This is a genomic window from Rhodopseudomonas sp. (assembly GCF_036404135.1).
Lineage (GTDB): Bacteria > Pseudomonadota > Alphaproteobacteria > Rhizobiales > Xanthobacteraceae > Rhodopseudomonas_A.
The window spans coordinates 1-13,323 of the sequence record NZ_DASWPE010000008.1; the positions used below are offsets into that span (position 1 = coordinate 1).

The window sequence follows — 13,323 nt, forward strand, 5'->3', positions numbered from 1 at the left end:
ACACCCCCGTCAAAATCGAAGTGTCGCAAGACAGATCACACGAATTCCCGATTCTGGAATCCCCCCAGCAACACCCGAGTCAATCCGTCGCACCCAAGATGTGTGCATGCCTTAGTGCGTGCGCAGGGACGACCCGTGGAGAGGCGCTGCCCGACAGCGGCGCGTTGCGCTGCGGCCGGGGCACGCGTCCCCTCACTTGCGACAGCGCGCTACTCCGCCGGCACCCAATTGCCGTGAAAGCCGTCCGGCACGCGGTGGCCGAGCTTGACCAGCGCGATCGGGCCTTGGTCGATATCGGTGGCGTTGAACACCGCCAGATCGCTGCGGTTCTCACGGCCGCGAAAGATCACCACCAGCAGCCAGCCGTCGCCCTCGGCGGCGTCGCGGCTGCGCGGTACGAACACCGGCTCCGAGACGCTGTCGCCGACCGGCAGCATGTAGCGGCCAAGCCGCGCGCCGTCGCCGTCGACATGGACCAGCCCGGACAGCGACAAGCCGAGCGGCAGCTCGGGATTGGCGCAGGCGTACCAGCCGTGGCTGCTGCGCAGCCCGGCGCGGCGCTCGTCGATGCGCGGGAATTCGCCGCTGATGTCGTCGAGATAGCGGCGGGTGAAGCGGTCGGTGTTGCCGGAGAGGTCGAAGCTCCAGCGGCAGAGTCTGGCGCGGGATTTTTCCGGGTCGGTCGGCCTGCCGTCGGGATCGGTGAACAGCGGCACCTGTTCGGACTGCATCACGTTGGCGAAGATGCGGTCGCCGTCCTCCCAGGCGTTCATCACGTGGAACACAAAGCAGGCCTCGCTGCGAAACCAGACGATGTCGCGGGTCTTGCCGTCGCGCTTCATCACGCCGACGAAGCTGCCCTTGCCGGGCTCCCAGGCATAGGGCGGCTTGCCGCGCATCGCCCGCCACAGGCTGCCGGTGAGCGGCAGGATCGGAAACAGGATGTGCCGCTCGGTGACGACGAAGTCGTGCACCATCGCGGCGTAGGGTGACTTGAAGCGGTCGAACCGCGTCACCTTTCCGGCGGCGTCGATCGATCCGACCGACATTCCCGCGGTCAATAGCCCGGTGGCGTTGTAGCCGAAGAACAGCATCTCGCCGGTGACCGGATCGATCTTCGGATGCGCGGTGAAGGGGCCGTTGATGGCGCCGCCATAGTCGCAATAGCCGAGGGTCGCCAGGCTGTCGCGCTCGATCTCGGTCGGCGGATGGCCTTCCTCCAGCGCCAGCAATTTGCCGGCGTGATACAGCACGTTGGTATTGGCGACGCCGCCGTCGCTGGTCACTGACTTCGCGACGCCGGGGAGCTTGCGGTTGAAGCCGCCGAACAGCGCGCGGCCGGCGTCGTGCTCGGCGAGAAATTTCGGGGTGCGGACCCAACGGTTGCGATAACAGGCGCGGCCGTTTTCCAGCCGGAAGGCGTGCAGCATGCCGTCGCCGAAGAACCAGTGCGCGTCCTTGCTGGGAAATTGCGGATTGGCGCCGTTGCGATACAGCGTGCCGTTCAGCTCGCGCGGCAGTTCGCCTTCGACCACGAGATCGCTGTGGTCGTATTCGACAAAGATCGGCGCGAGATTGTCGCGCACAGGGATCATCGCCTCGGCGAGCGGCATCGCGCACTCCCTCAATTCATCTGCCCCTGTCTCAATAGGCTAGCAGGGCGCGGGTTCCGGTCAAGCCGCGAGAACCGCGGCGGCGTTTGCCGCGCCGCCGGTAGGCCGCGGCGCCGCGCCCGGGCGCCGGCAAGCTGGGGAAGGATCGCGCAATCGCCATAAAAGACTGCCATCGGCTGTGGAATCGCACTAAAACAGCGGCTTCGTCCCTTCTCCAGCGTCAGTGCCCTTCGATCATGCCTGCCATTCCCGCTTCCAAGCCCTATCGCATCGGCCGCTCCAAGACCGGCCTCGGCCTGTTCGCTACAAGGCCGATCAAGAAGGGCACCAAGATCATCCGCTATTTCGGCCCGCTGCTCGACTGCAACAAGAAGAAGCACGACGCCATCGAGAACAAATATCTGTTCCAGCTCAACAAGCGCTGGACCATCGACGGCTCGGTACGCAAGAACATCGCGCGCTACATCAACCACGCCTGCAAGCCGAACGCGGAGTCCGACGTCAATCCGCGCAAGAAGAAGATCGTGATCCGCGCCATCAAGAACATCGCGCCCGGCGAGGAGATCAACTACGACTACGGCACCGATTACTTCAAGGAGTATCTGAAGCCGATCGGCTGCAAATGCGACGCCTGCGAAAAGAAGCGCAAGAAGAAGGCCGCCGAAGCCAAGGCTGAAAAAGCGCGGCTGAAGGCCAAGCAGCAGAAGAAGGCAGACAAGCAGGCCGACAAGCTCAAGGCCAAGCCCGCCAGCGGCAAGGCTGCGAATGGCAAGGCTGTGCAGACCAGGGCCGCGAACGGCCGCGGCAAGGCCGCCAAGACCAAACCCGCCGCGGCGAAGGCCGTGACCGCGAAAGCCAAGAGCGCTGCCAAATCTGCGAAGGCCAAGTCTGCAAAGTCCAAGTCTGCGCACACCAGGCCCGCGAAAGCTAAACCCGCAACGACCAAGTCCGCGCGCTCCACGGCGACGGCGAACGCCGCGTAGGGCGTGGCGCGCCGCCGCTGAGGCCGGCGCGCCGCGGGCCGCCTGCTATTGTGGGCAGCCTTGCTGAATCCAGCAGCCGAAGGTGTCCACCTGCGACTTCGGCCATGGCTGTTCGCCGGAGCCGGCCGGCGGCATCGCGCCGGTCGCGACCTCGCTGTAGATCTTGTGCGCCCAGATCTTCACCGAATTGTAGTTGCTGAGGTCGAGCTGGTTGTTGGTGACCTGCTTCATATGCGAGACGTCGGTCGCGGTGAACAGCTTCTGGATGTCGTTGGTCCAGGTGACGCTGGTGGGGCAGGCGAGATCGGCAAAAAATGCGTGATTGAATTGCTGTTGCTGGGTCATGGGATGGCCTTTCCTGTCGGCTTGAAAAAACGGTGGGGACCGGAGCGGGCGACGTTGCTGCGATTCGTCATCCCGCTTCGGCTTTTCAATGAGCATGATCGCTTGCGAAAACCGGCGTCAGGTTTCGGGATCATGCGCTAGCGGCTGAGCTTCCGGTTGCGGTGAGTGGCGCTCAGTGCGGGGCCGGATTCCGTCGCCGGCACTTCCGGCAAGGTCACCGCGCCGCGCGCCAGGATCACGCTGAAATCGCCGGCCTGGCCGCCGGGGTTCTGGCCCTGGCTGCCGTGGCATCCCATGCAGCCGCCCATATTGTGAAAGCCGCCGCCGTAATAGGTGTTCTTGTGCGGCGTGCCGTCGGCATTCCATTCGGTCGCGATGTTCGGCGACAGCCCGCCCGCGAACAGCTGCAGCGAGCGGTTGGTCTCGACCACGATGTTGGCCTGGTAGTAGCTCGACGGCGCTGGATTGGTCGCCGTGAACGGCGGCTGCGCCGTATAGGGCGACGCGTTCGGGGTGTTCGGGTTGGGGATCTTGTCGTAGGGATAGTACTGCACGTTGATCAGCTTGTAGGCCAACCACGGTGCCGACGGAATGCTGTTGCTGTTCAGATAGCTGGTGATCGCGCTATGCGCCGCGGCGTTGGCGGTGATCACATAGTCCGGAATCGCGTTGTCGCGCTGGTCGACGCAGATGTTGCCGGCGCTCGGCTGGTTGTTGGTCGGCGGGAACGCCGCGTTGCGATAATACAATTGCTTACCCGGCGCGCCGCAGTAATTCGCCGTGGTCAGCGGCTGGCAGCTCGCGGGATCGCTGGTCAGGATCACCTGGCCGAGCTGGCTGGTGATTTCCTGCGCCGGCGGCGGGGTGCTCGGCGGCTGCGGATCGTTGAGGCAGACCTGCGGCGTGGTCGCCGTGGTCTGCGGCAGCACGATCTTGCCGTCGGCGTCTTCCACCGCCTTGCCGTCGGCGGTCAGGATGTTGTCGGCCTGCTCGAAAGTGGCATAGATGAAGTACGGCGCCGACGGCGTCTTCTGGATGATATGCAGCGCCACCAGGCCCCAGACGTCGTCGCGGTAGCACGGCGTGCCGCTGCCCTGCTCGTAGAAGCGGACGGTCTGCATGTGAAACCGCCCGGAGGCCTTTTCGCTGTCGGTGAGCGGCCGCCAGCCGGCCTTGGCCTCGACGGTGCCGTAGGGCTGGCTCACCATCGTCGAACTGCCCGGCGGCGGACTGGCCTGATTTTGCATCAGATAATTCTTGGTGGCCTGCACCACGTCGGACGGAATCGCACTCCACCATTGCTTCAGCGGATTCTTCGGATTGCTGTTGCCGGCGACGTAGACGTATTGCGTGCGGTTGGCCTTGGCGAGAAACCGGATCAGCGTCGGCGCGCTGTTGCCGGTCGAGCTGGCGGTCGCGGCATTGCCGGCATACATGTTGGCCAGCGTGATCTCGTCGGTCTCGTCGAGATTGATCCACGGCGTCGCATCGCCGGCCTGGCTGGTGTCGCACGCCGGGATCGGCGCGCCGTAATTATAGACCGGGGTCTGGTCGTAGCCCCACGACGTCGCCGCGGTGGACCCGGTGTAGCCGGGCGGCGGATTGCCGTCGCCGGGGAAGATCTCCACCTTGCCGCGCAACGTCTCCCACACCAGCAGGCTGCAATTGCTACCGGGATCGCCGAACTTGCAGCTGCTGGAGGGCGCCTCGCGCTGGTTGTTCTGGCCCTGCTGCGGGCCGGCCGGCCAGTTCAGCGCGATAAATTCCTGCCAGGCAAACGCCGCGGCCTGCGCCGGCGTGGCGGCCGGCGCGCCGCCGCTCGACGGCGGGCCTGCGGCAAAGGGCGGATTGAGTTCGCTGGGAAGGTTGGAGCTGACCACGATCGGCGGGGTCTGGGCGTGCGCCCCGGCAACGGCAAAGCTCGCCATCGCGACCATCGAAACGCCAAGCAACGGCAAATGCAGACGGCGCGGCTGGCACATCCTCAATTCTCCCTTTGCAAGATTTTTCTTGGCAGGGATATGAATGCGAGGACGGCTTCACGTCAACTTGAGGTTGAGTAATAAATTCGTTACTATCATTCGATCAGTCCGCCATAGCACGGCGGGCTGCGAACTAACTGATGGCGATCCCGCTGGATGTCGATACCGCTGCCAAGCGCGCGTTGACGGTGAACAGGTACCGGCCGGGTAGGCCGAGTGGATGTCACATCGGCGTCACACCTCCGTTGCGGCCCTTGACCCGAGCCAGATGGGTGCCCGAGCCAAGACGGGTGCCCGAACCAAGACGCGTGCTGATGGCTCAGCGTTGTTGCGCGAGTTCAATTCAGGCGTTGCGGCCCGGACCCGCCGGGCCGCAACGAACAACATCAGGCGGCCGCTGAAGCCACTGCCGCGCCCGACACCGAGGCGATGGTCTTCAGGATCTGCGAGGCGATCTGGTAGGGGTCGCCTTGCGAGTTCGGCCGGCGGTCTTCCAGATAGCCCTTGTAGCCGTTGTTGACGAAGGAATGCGGCACCCGGATCGAGGCGCCGCGGTCGGCGACGCCGTAGCTGAATTCGTGGATCGCCGCGGTCTCGTGCTTGCCGGTCAGCCGCATGTGGTTGTCCGGGCCGTACACCGCGATGTGGTCCTGGCACGCGTGCTTGAACGCCTCCATCAGCTGTTCGAAATACGCCTTGCCGCCGGTCTCGCGCATGAAGGCGGTGGAGAAATTGGCGTGCATGCCGGAGCCGTTCCAGTCGGTGTCGCCGAGCGGCTTGCAGTGATATTCGATGTCGATGCCGTATTTTTCGGTCAGGCGCTGCAGCAGGTAGCGCGCCATCCACATCTCGTCGGCGGCGCGTTTACTGCCCTTGCCGAAGATCTGGAATTCCCACTGCCCCTTCGCCACTTCGGCGTTGATGCCTTCGTGATTGATGCCGGCGGCGAGGCACAGATCGAGATGCTCCTCGACGATCTGGCGGGCCACCGAGCCCACGTTCTTGTAGCCGACGCCGGTGTAGTAAGGGCCCTGCGGCGCCGGATAGCCGGCTGCCGGGAAGCCGAGCGGACGGCCGTCCTTGTAGAAGAAATATTCCTGCTCGAAGCCGAACCAGGCGCCTTCGTCGTCGAGAATGGTGGCGCGCTTGTTCGACACGTGCGGGGTGACGCCGTCCGGCATCATCACTTCGCACATCACCAGCACGCCGTTGTTGCGCGCGCCGTCGGGGAACACCCGCACCGGCTTCAGCACGCAATCCGAGCTCTTGCCTTCCGCCTGCATGGTGGAGGAGCCGTCGAAACCCCACAGCGGCAGGTCGTCGAGCGCGGGGAAACTGTCGAACTCCTTGATCTGCGTCTTGCCGCGCAGGTTGGGGACGGGCGTGTAGCCGTCGAGCCAGATGTACTCGAGCTTGTACTTTGTCATGCGGGTCTCTCGTTGCGTTGACGATGCGTGGGGCGGCGCTCCCGAAGCGGTGCCGGCGGTCCGCGGGGCGGCGCCGGCAGTCGCCCTTTCCAAGCAGGGACCGTGCCAGTCGTCGCGGCGGCCGCGGTGCAGCGCTGAGTTCCGCGGCGCGGCGGCGCCGGGCGCGTGGGGCCGTTGCAGCAATGCGTGCTGGCGCGCGGCATGCCAACGACAGCAATCATCTGCGATTGGCCGGATTTGCAGCGCGGCCGCGCCGCGCGCGCAAAGCCGCGGCGAAACACGGATCGTTAATCTGATCGGCGGAGGATTCTCTATCGAACCCGGACGTTGGGCGCGCGTTGCTTCGGGAACCAGTGCCGCTGCGGCATGCAAATGTGCCAACTGCACATATTGCTCGCAATGAGCTGCTTTATACGAAGCAAACGCGCATTTGTCGTGCAGGAGCTGTTACCATCCACGTCGTGACGAAAGCAAAGGAGACAGCATGGAAAAGTTGACCGAACGTCGCTCAGCCAAGATCTATCAGTTTCCGATCAGCGAGCGGATCGCCGCCAATGCACGGACGGCGACGTCGCCTCCGGCCGAGGTGCGGCCGCCGCGCGCCACCGGCGGCGCCTGGTATCACGACGCGGCGATCCAGGAGAGCAGCCCGGGCGCCGATATCTGATGGCCCTGGCAAGCACTGCACCACCGCGCGGCGCGGCGCCGTCCGACGCGCGATCATCACGATAAGGGCCGAAACCAGCCGGGTTTCGGCCCTTTGTTTTGCGTTGGTTGCGGCCGAGTGGAGGCTGTGGCGCGACTTCTCAACTGATCGTCGGCTACACGCCGAAGATCGACCAGCCCATCCGCTTGCTCAAGGCTTCCAGCGCGACGCGGCCGAGATGCGAATTGCCCGAGGCGTCGAGCCCCGGCGACCACGCCGCGATCGAAGCCTTGCCCGGCGCGATCGCCAGCACGCCGCCGCCGACCCCGCTCTTGCCGGGCAGCCCCACCCGATAGGCGAATTCGCCGGAGCCGTCGTAATGGCCGCAGGTCAGCATCACCGCGTTGATGCGCCGCGCCCGGCCCGGCGACACCACCGAATGCCCGGTCAAAGGATGGCGCCCGGAATGCGCCAGATAGCGCCCGGCCGTGGCCAATTGCCGGCACGACATCGCGATCGCACAATGATGGAAATAGACGCCGAGCGTGTAGTCGACCGGGTTGTCGAGCACGCCGAACGACTTCATGTAGTTGGCGAGCGCGGCGTTGCGAAAGCCGGTGCGCTGCTCGGAGGCCGCCACCGCCTCGTCGATCGCAATGCTGGAATCCTGGGTGAGAAACCGCATGAAGCGCAAAATCTCGCCCAGCGCCTCGCGCGGCTGATGGCCGGACAGGATCACGTCGGTCACCGCGATGGCGCCGGCATTGATGAACGGGTTGCGTGGAATGCCGCGCTCGAATTCCAGCTGCACGATCGAGTTGAACGGGCTGCCGGAGGGTTCGCGGCCGACCCGCTGCCACAGCCGGTCGCCGATCTTGCCGAGCGCCAGCGTCAGCGTGAACACTTTCGAGATGCTCTGGATCGAGAACGGCGTGTCGGCGTCGCCGGCCGCCGCGACATGGCCGTCGGCGTCGATCACCACCAGGCCGAAGCCGGCGGGGTCGACCTTGGCGAGTTCCGGAATGTAGTGCGCGACGGTGCCGCGATCGCTGCGCGCAGCGATCTCCGCGGCGATCTCCCGGACGATAAGGTCGAGGTCTGCGGCAGCGCTCATGGTGGCCCGATCGGCTGGAGGACCCGGCCTCGTCTACGCCATCGGGTGGCGATCGCTCAACCCGTCGCAGGTCGATAGCGCCGATCCCAAGCAAGAGCCGTGCCCGCGCGGCGGCCGCGGCGTCTTGACCGCGCCGGCCCGGGATGCGTTATCATGGCTTGGGCTGGCCTGACTTGTCCCGCGGGGGCGTTGAGGACGATGCGATGAAACTCTGGATCGCGGCACTGGCGGCGTTGGCGCTGCTGGTCGCGCCGGCCGCGGCGCAATCCGGCGGCAAACGCCCGCATGGCGGCGACAAGGCGGAGCAGAAGAAACCGCAGGTCGACGAGAAGGCCTACAAGGCGGCGCTGGAGCGGATTCCGGAACCGAAGGAAAAGTACGATCCGTGGGGCCAGATGCGCCCCGAGCCGGCCAAGCCGTCGAAGTGACGCCGGCGCCATCGGCCGGCGCGGCCCGCGGCCCGCGCCGCGAAGGCTGCCGCGGCGCGGCTTGAAAACGCCACGGTCGCCGTCCTAAGATTGCCGTCAAACCGGGGGGCTTCTTGTTCAGGCGTTCAGTGATTGGTCTTGGCTTGGTGGTGATGGCGCTGGTTCTCAACGGCTGCACCAAATGCGGCCCGATCTGGGACGATTGGCTGCAAGCGCCGAAATCCTGCAAGTCGGATCAATTCTAGAGGACACCATGCGACATCCGGAACCAGAGCCCAGCGCCGCGCCCTCGGGCTGGCGCGTCCGCCTCAATGGCATCATGGGTGCGCGCGCCTGGCGCGCCGCGGCGATGCTGCTGTTGCTGGCGGGGCCGGCGCAGGCGCAAACCCCGAACGTCAACCTTATTCCGGAACTGAAGAGCAAGACGCCGGAGGAAATCGAACAGGACAAGATTACCGAAAAGGCTTACAAGGAATCCTTGAGGAAGATCCCGGACGCCAAGGTATCGTCCGATCCTTGGGGCGATGTGCGCAGCGCCGACGCCCCGCGAACTGCCCCGGCGAAAGCGAAGAGCCGGTCGAGTCATAGCGCGAACTAGCGATCGCCGTTTCCTGACAGCAGCCGCGCGATCGTCGACAGACGCAGGTCGAGCAACGTCGATAATTCCGACGTCAGCACGTTGCGGCCTGCAACGATCGGGGTCTGCGAATGGATAAGAGCGTCGCCAGGTTGAATATCGAGCACTATCAGAAGCTTTTGAAAACCGATCTGGACGAGACCAAGCGGCAAACCATCCTGCGGCTGTTGGCCGAAGAAGAGGCCACCTTGGCGCGGTTGCTGCGAAGCGCGGCCAAGACCGGGAGCAAGGCTGATGGAATCAAGGCCGACGGGATCAAGGCCAATGCCAGTAACGCCGCGGCGGGCCGGATCGACGGGCTGACGGGCGACGCGATCAGGACCAATCCGGCGAAGACCGACGACTAAGCTATTGCGGTTCTGACAGAATCAGAACCGGAGCTCTCGACTCTTATCTTGGCGCGTTTTCTTCACGCGAACCCACGTCGCTCGAAAACGCTGTCGCTGGCGTGCCTGCGTCGCCGGCCGGGATCAGTCGTAGGCCAGATGCCGCCACTCCCGCCAATGCGTGGGATGGACCTCGACGTGCTTGCCGCTCTTGGACTCCGCCCAGCCTTCCTTGTGCCGGCGACACGGAAACACCAGCGCATGCGGCCCGTCATCATCGATGACCGCCAATTCCAGATCCTGATCGTATGGGGCGGTCTCGATCATGTGCCACATGAGAAAAAGGATACGTCAGGGGTTCGCGAGGCGAATTGATCTAAGTCATGCCTCCTTGGACGACATACCAAGATACCGGATGGCGGTCGGCGTTCGATCCGCGGCACGCCGGCCGGCGGTTATGAGGCGTCCTCGCCGAGCAGCTTTCCGGTTGTGCGATTGATGAAATGCAGCTGCGTGCAGGCCGGACAGGTAATCCCCTCGAAATCCCGCGCTTTTTCCGGCGCCGGGTCGTCATGCAGCCACGCCTGGACGTTCAGGTTGGTGCGCGGACAGCGATACAGCAGATCACTCATGCTGGACGGAAGCTGCCCGCCTGCGGCGGAGCATCTTTGATCTAGATCAAGGTCGGCGGATTTGTTTTTGAGCTGGAGCGGCGCCGGCGCCCGCCGTCAGCTCTCTTCGGTCACGATCAGCCGGCAGGCGACGCAGCGGAACACGGTGATCTCGGGACGGTGCCGGATCCCCGGCAAGCGGCCGACGAACGCCATCGGCAAGGCGCATCGCGCGCAGGTCCGAATGGGATCTGACCTTGGTTCCGACACCGGCATCTCCTGGCGCATCGATCAAAGCACGCGCGTCGGGGGGCTGGCGATCAAAACCGTACAGACAGGGAATCGTACCAGCGCGGCTGTCGCCGCGCCGCGACCCGGCCGATCGCGATGCGCGAGGCCGCCCGCGGCGGCCTCGCGCATCGTCCGTCGAGGCGCCGATGGGCGTTACTTGCGGGCGCAGGTCGCGATCGTGCTGGTCGAGCTGGAACCGCAACGCGCCGTCATGATGCCGTTGGCGAGCTGCAGATTGTCGCTGAACTTGGCGCTGGTGGCGCCGATGCAGATCGCCGAAACCAGGGTTTCGTCGGCGTCGCAGCTCAACGGGCAGCCATCGGCGGAGCAGGTCGAGGAGGTCAGCGTCCGGATGCTGCTGCCGGAGACGCCGGCCGGGCCGGCGGGGCCGGGCGGTCCGGCGACCCCGGGATCGCCCTTCGGTCCGACTTCACCGGAGCCCTCATTACAGCCGGCGAGCCCGACGGCCGCGGCAACTAACACGATCATGATCGGAAAACGCATTCCATTCCCCTCGTTGCGAACAGCAACAAGTTTCGCCGAGCGGAACCGGGAACGCAAGCGCCTGCTGGCGCGGCTCTGCTATCCGGCGGCGCCCGCCGCCGGGGAGCGTTTTGCGACACCGGCAACGGGCGCGATCAGCTCGCGGCGGGCGCGCTGAAGGCGACGCCGATCCGCTTCTCTGTGCGCCAGATCACGTGGCAGCGCCGCGACAGCGCGTCGGCCGCGATCATCAGCTCGAACTGTTCGGGGATGCCGAGCGGGCTTTCGACATCGAGCGCGGCGCCGCGGTCCGACAGGTTGCGCACCGTGCAACTGATGCCGCCGCCGCCGAACGCGATGGTGCCGGCCTTCAGCACGCGATGCCGGCTGCTGCGGCGCTTGTCGTCCATGCCGTCTCCTGCGCTGTGGTCCGGCGCGGTCAGCCCGGCGCGCAGCGCCGCGAGGTGATGGCTTGCGCGAGGATCAGGGGTGCGACGCCGGACGCCGCGGCATTCTGCGCTTTAAGTGTTGCGGAGCACGTCGTGCATCGCCTCGGCCAGCCGCTCGATGTGATGCAGCACCTTGCTGGTGTCCTTCGCCGCGCCCGGCGCGGTGGCGTTGCCGGCGAGGTTGGCCAACAGGTGCCATTCGATCGCCAGTTCCTCCCAATCCTGCCGCAGCGCCGGATCGGCGCAAGCGCTGGCGCGCTGCTCGCTGGCGATCGCCTTCAGCCGGGCCAGCGGATAATGACGGCTCACACTGTCAAACGATGCTCGCGGCTTGCCCTGTGGCATGGATCGATCCTCGCGATGACTCCCGGGCGCTAGCAGAATTCGGTTGGGTCAACAAAGCAATCACTCAGACACCTCGGTCGATCCCGAGGCCGCGGTGCCGCGGCTGAGCCGCTCGCCGCGGCAACCCGCGTCAGCACGGCCGATTGCGGCCGCCGGCGCGGGCGGCGCGTCGGTCGCCGGCCCTGCGGCGCGCCGGTCAAAGACAATCCCGATTGACGGCGGCCGGCGACTGCCGCAGGAATATCGCCCGTTCGCCGAGCTTGGAGCCGTCATGACCTTTCACATCAAAGCCGTGGATACATCCGGCGTCGTCTCGCTGCATCGTGAAACCGCCGATGCCGCGGCCAAGAAGGCCGCCGAATTGCTGGCCGATGGCTGCTGGGATGTCGAGATCGTCACCCCCGAGGGCCAGGTGATTGCGTCCGACGGGCTGCAGCGCTTCAGCGCCGAACTCGGCGCGTAACGCGGCGCAGGCCGCGCCACCGCCGCAGCCGCGGCGCTTCGAAAGCGGGTTATGGCAGCGGAATGAATAATCCGCGCGCAAGCCAGGCCTCGGCGTCAACGGCCGATGGATCGCGCAGGGTCCGCGCCGCGCGATCGCGGTTGCGCGCAGCATCGGCCGGACGCCACGTGACCGATGACCATGGCTCGGACGGCGGCCGGCGCAGCCCGGATGCGAATGCTGCAGCGGTGGCCATGCTGCAGTCGCGTTCGATCTGTGCGGCCAGCACCGTCCATTCGATCGCCATCAGCGAGCGTTGCCGCGCGCGCGGGATCTTGACCTCCCCCGGCGCCCGGCCTCGCTCGGCATAGCCGTCGCATTGATCCGCGGTGAGCATCGGCGTCCTTGCTGTGCGAGCCGACCATCGATCTGGCGGTCCGTGGCGTCAAGGGCAAGGCGGGCATAGCCGCGAGCAAGCGCACGCCGGCAGCGCAAGGCCCGCGCGGCCGCCAACGGCGGTGGCCGCGCGCTGTTCAGAGCCGGATCTTCAATATCGCGGGGTGTGGGTCCCGACGGCGCCGGTGTTGGGATTGACGTTGCCGCGGGTCGAATAGTTGTCCATCTGCGTGCTGTTGGGGTTCGTCGAGCTGTGCGGCTGAACGTAGGTTCCGGAGCTGGTGGTGTAGCCGGAGGTGGTGTGACTGTTCGGGTTCGAACCCGTCCCGTAGCCGCCATACTGCGCCTGTGCTGTCGTTGAGATCAGCGCGATGGCTGCGCCGGCAACAAAACTCGACTTCATCTGTATATTCCCATTGGTGGTCGAAAGCGATTTTCATCCAGGCGCTCTTTGGTCGGTTCAGTCGATTCCCCCTTTGGCCGGTCTCAACCAGGGACTGTGAAAAGGAGAAGTGGACGGAGGCTCGTCAGGCCGAGACAAATCCTGACCCACAGGCAAAGAACATATTGCGAACTGAGAACAAATAGGGTACGCTGCAATCCAGCGTTTAATTCAATTGCACTGTTTGTCCCGCCGGCGAATCCCGTTCATAAGGAGCAAGATATGGCTGCCCCCACTGCCCTGCGCATCGTCGAAGGATCGTCCATGGACAAGACCAAGGCGCTGGCCGCCGCGCTCTCGCAGATCGAGCGCCAGTTCGGCAAGGGCTCGGTGATGAAGCTCGGCAAGAACGATCGCTCGATG

Annotated in this window: 18 protein-coding genes and 1 pseudogene; 7 read left to right on the forward strand and 12 right to left on the reverse strand. The window is 65.4% G+C overall.

Going from position 1 to position 13,323, the window contains the following annotated elements; translation table 11 throughout:
* Positions 1 to 209: 209 nt before the first annotated feature.
* Positions 210 to 1,613 carry a carotenoid oxygenase family protein gene (locus VGC77_RS01025; RefSeq protein ID WP_331169717.1) on the reverse strand — a complete coding sequence of 468 codons (1,404 nt, stop codon included), beginning with the start codon at positions 1,611 to 1,613 and terminating at the stop codon, positions 210 to 212.
* Positions 1,614 to 1,849: 236 nt separating this feature from the next.
* Here VGC77_RS01025 and VGC77_RS01030 point away from each other — a divergent pair, with 236 nt between their 5' ends.
* The gene (locus VGC77_RS01030) at positions 1,850 to 2,596 is read left to right on the forward strand and encodes an SET domain-containing protein (RefSeq protein ID WP_331169718.1); all 747 of its coding nucleotides are present in this window, start codon (positions 1,850 to 1,852) and stop codon (positions 2,594 to 2,596) included.
* A 45-nt stretch (positions 2,597 to 2,641) separates the two neighbouring features.
* On the opposite strand, the gene VGC77_RS01035 is transcribed toward VGC77_RS01030, so the two are convergent.
* From VGC77_RS01035 to VGC77_RS01045, 3 genes are all read right to left on the reverse strand, one after another.
* Entirely contained in the window at positions 2,642 to 2,941 is a 300-nt protein-coding gene (locus VGC77_RS01035; protein WP_331169719.1) for a hypothetical protein, read from the reverse strand.
* A 137-nt stretch (positions 2,942 to 3,078) separates the two neighbouring features.
* Positions 3,079 to 4,923, reverse strand: a complete 1,845-nt coding sequence (locus tag VGC77_RS01040; protein ID WP_331169720.1) for a hypothetical protein — start codon at positions 4,921 to 4,923, stop codon at positions 3,079 to 3,081.
* 386 nt (positions 4,924 to 5,309) lie between these two features.
* Entirely contained in the window at positions 5,310 to 6,350 is a 1,041-nt protein-coding gene (locus VGC77_RS01045; RefSeq protein ID WP_331169721.1) for a glutamine synthetase beta-grasp domain-containing protein, read from the reverse strand.
* A 484-nt stretch (positions 6,351 to 6,834) separates the two neighbouring features.
* On the opposite strand from VGC77_RS01045, the gene VGC77_RS01050 reads away from it, so the two are divergent.
* A complete protein-coding gene (locus tag VGC77_RS01050) occupies positions 6,835 to 7,017 on the forward strand; it encodes a DUF2735 domain-containing protein (RefSeq protein WP_331169722.1) in 183 nt (60 codons plus the stop codon).
* A 154-nt stretch (positions 7,018 to 7,171) separates the two neighbouring features.
* Here the strand turns inward: VGC77_RS01050 and VGC77_RS01055 are convergent, their stop codons facing one another.
* Positions 7,172 to 8,110 (reverse strand): glutaminase, encoded by a 939-nt coding sequence (locus VGC77_RS01055; RefSeq protein WP_331169723.1) that lies wholly within the window; start codon positions 8,108 to 8,110, stop codon positions 7,172 to 7,174.
* 203 nt (positions 8,111 to 8,313) lie between these two features.
* Here VGC77_RS01055 and VGC77_RS01060 point away from each other — a divergent pair, with 203 nt between their 5' ends.
* The 3 genes from VGC77_RS01060 (at position 8,314) to VGC77_RS01070 (ending at position 9,522) form a co-directional block, all read left to right on the forward strand.
* Complete coding sequence (locus tag VGC77_RS01060) at positions 8,314 to 8,538, forward strand: hypothetical protein (RefSeq protein ID WP_331169724.1); 225 nt, start codon at positions 8,314 to 8,316, stop codon at positions 8,536 to 8,538.
* 319 nt (positions 8,539 to 8,857) lie between these two features.
* Positions 8,858 to 9,136 (forward strand): hypothetical protein, encoded by a 279-nt coding sequence (locus VGC77_RS01065; RefSeq protein ID WP_331169734.1) that lies wholly within the window; start codon positions 8,858 to 8,860, stop codon positions 9,134 to 9,136.
* A gap of 110 nt (positions 9,137 to 9,246) precedes the next feature.
* Entirely contained in the window at positions 9,247 to 9,522 is a 276-nt protein-coding gene (locus VGC77_RS01070) for a hypothetical protein (protein ID WP_331169725.1), read from the forward strand.
* Positions 9,523 to 9,645: 123 nt separating this feature from the next.
* On the opposite strand, the gene VGC77_RS01075 is transcribed toward VGC77_RS01070, so the two are convergent.
* The 5 genes from VGC77_RS01075 to VGC77_RS01095 all read right to left on the reverse strand — a co-directional run bounded on the left by VGC77_RS01075 (position 9,646) and on the right by VGC77_RS01095 (position 11,644).
* Positions 9,646 to 9,828, reverse strand: a complete 183-nt coding sequence (locus VGC77_RS01075) for a hypothetical protein (protein WP_414709592.1) — start codon at positions 9,826 to 9,828, stop codon at positions 9,646 to 9,648.
* A gap of 128 nt (positions 9,829 to 9,956) precedes the next feature.
* The gene (locus tag VGC77_RS01080; RefSeq protein ID WP_331169727.1) at positions 9,957 to 10,133 is read right to left on the reverse strand and encodes a hypothetical protein; all 177 of its coding nucleotides are present in this window, start codon (positions 10,131 to 10,133) and stop codon (positions 9,957 to 9,959) included.
* A gap of 423 nt (positions 10,134 to 10,556) precedes the next feature.
* Positions 10,557 to 10,907 carry a hypothetical protein gene (locus VGC77_RS01085; RefSeq protein ID WP_331169728.1) on the reverse strand — a complete coding sequence of 117 codons (351 nt, stop codon included), beginning with the start codon at positions 10,905 to 10,907 and terminating at the stop codon, positions 10,557 to 10,559.
* A 134-nt stretch (positions 10,908 to 11,041) separates the two neighbouring features.
* Positions 11,042 to 11,296 carry a PilZ domain-containing protein gene (locus VGC77_RS01090; RefSeq protein WP_331169729.1) on the reverse strand — a complete coding sequence of 85 codons (255 nt, stop codon included), beginning with the start codon at positions 11,294 to 11,296 and terminating at the stop codon, positions 11,042 to 11,044.
* A 111-nt stretch (positions 11,297 to 11,407) separates the two neighbouring features.
* Entirely contained in the window at positions 11,408 to 11,644 is a 237-nt protein-coding gene (locus tag VGC77_RS01095; protein ID WP_331169730.1) for a hypothetical protein, read from the reverse strand.
* 307 nt (positions 11,645 to 11,951) lie between these two features.
* On the opposite strand from VGC77_RS01095, the gene VGC77_RS01100 reads away from it, so the two are divergent.
* Complete coding sequence (locus VGC77_RS01100; protein ID WP_331169731.1) at positions 11,952 to 12,143, forward strand: hypothetical protein; 192 nt, start codon at positions 11,952 to 11,954, stop codon at positions 12,141 to 12,143.
* 49 nt (positions 12,144 to 12,192) lie between these two features.
* Here the strand turns inward: VGC77_RS01100 and VGC77_RS01105 are convergent, their stop codons facing one another.
* Positions 12,193 to 12,519, reverse strand: a complete 327-nt coding sequence (locus VGC77_RS01105; RefSeq protein ID WP_331169732.1) for a hypothetical protein — start codon at positions 12,517 to 12,519, stop codon at positions 12,193 to 12,195.
* Positions 12,520 to 12,669: 150 nt separating this feature from the next.
* Entirely contained in the window at positions 12,670 to 12,921 is a 252-nt protein-coding gene (locus tag VGC77_RS01110; RefSeq protein WP_331169733.1) for a hypothetical protein, read from the reverse strand.
* A gap of 261 nt (positions 12,922 to 13,182) precedes the next feature.
* Between VGC77_RS01110 and VGC77_RS01115 the strand changes: the two are divergent.
* Positions 13,183 to 13,323 (forward strand): annotated as a pseudogene (locus VGC77_RS01115) (DNA recombination/repair protein RecA); the annotation flags it as partial.

What these genes read in the sequence shown, in the direction of transcription:
- VGC77_RS01080 (WP_331169727.1), bottom strand. Translation starts at nt 10,133, where the DNA reads ATGAGTGATCTGCTGTATCGCTGTCCGCGCACCAACCTGAACGTCCAG.
- VGC77_RS01100 (WP_331169731.1), top strand. Translation starts at nt 11,952, where the DNA reads ATGACCTTTCACATCAAAGCCGTGGATACATCCGGCGTCGTCTCGCTG.
- VGC77_RS01025 (WP_331169717.1), bottom strand. Translation starts at nt 1,613, where the DNA reads ATGCCGCTCGCCGAGGCGATGATCCCTGTGCGCGACAATCTCGCGCCG.
- VGC77_RS01070 (WP_331169725.1), top strand. Translation starts at nt 9,247, where the DNA reads ATGGATAAGAGCGTCGCCAGGTTGAATATCGAGCACTATCAGAAGCTT.
- VGC77_RS01065 (WP_331169734.1), top strand. Translation starts at nt 8,858, where the DNA reads ATGGGTGCGCGCGCCTGGCGCGCCGCGGCGATGCTGCTGTTGCTGGCG.
- VGC77_RS01060 (WP_331169724.1), top strand. Translation starts at nt 8,314, where the DNA reads ATGAAACTCTGGATCGCGGCACTGGCGGCGTTGGCGCTGCTGGTCGCG.
- VGC77_RS01030 (WP_331169718.1), top strand. Translation starts at nt 1,850, where the DNA reads ATGCCTGCCATTCCCGCTTCCAAGCCCTATCGCATCGGCCGCTCCAAG.
- VGC77_RS01075 (WP_414709592.1), bottom strand. Translation starts at nt 9,828, where the DNA reads ATGATCGAGACCGCCCCATACGATCAGGATCTGGAATTGGCGGTCATC.
- VGC77_RS01045 (WP_331169721.1), bottom strand. Translation starts at nt 6,350, where the DNA reads ATGACAAAGTACAAGCTCGAGTACATCTGGCTCGACGGCTACACGCCC.
- VGC77_RS01110 (WP_331169733.1), bottom strand. Translation starts at nt 12,921, where the DNA reads ATGAAGTCGAGTTTTGTTGCCGGCGCAGCCATCGCGCTGATCTCAACG.
- VGC77_RS01085 (WP_331169728.1), bottom strand. Translation starts at nt 10,907, where the DNA reads ATGCGTTTTCCGATCATGATCGTGTTAGTTGCCGCGGCCGTCGGGCTC.
- VGC77_RS01090 (WP_331169729.1), bottom strand. Translation starts at nt 11,296, where the DNA reads ATGGACGACAAGCGCCGCAGCAGCCGGCATCGCGTGCTGAAGGCCGGC.
- VGC77_RS01105 (WP_331169732.1), bottom strand. Translation starts at nt 12,519, where the DNA reads ATGCTCACCGCGGATCAATGCGACGGCTATGCCGAGCGAGGCCGGGCG.
- VGC77_RS01035 (WP_331169719.1), bottom strand. Translation starts at nt 2,941, where the DNA reads ATGACCCAGCAACAGCAATTCAATCACGCATTTTTTGCCGATCTCGCC.
- VGC77_RS01055 (WP_331169723.1), bottom strand. Translation starts at nt 8,110, where the DNA reads ATGAGCGCTGCCGCAGACCTCGACCTTATCGTCCGGGAGATCGCCGCG.
- VGC77_RS01050 (WP_331169722.1), top strand. Translation starts at nt 6,835, where the DNA reads ATGGAAAAGTTGACCGAACGTCGCTCAGCCAAGATCTATCAGTTTCCG.
- VGC77_RS01040 (WP_331169720.1), bottom strand. Translation starts at nt 4,923, where the DNA reads ATGTGCCAGCCGCGCCGTCTGCATTTGCCGTTGCTTGGCGTTTCGATG.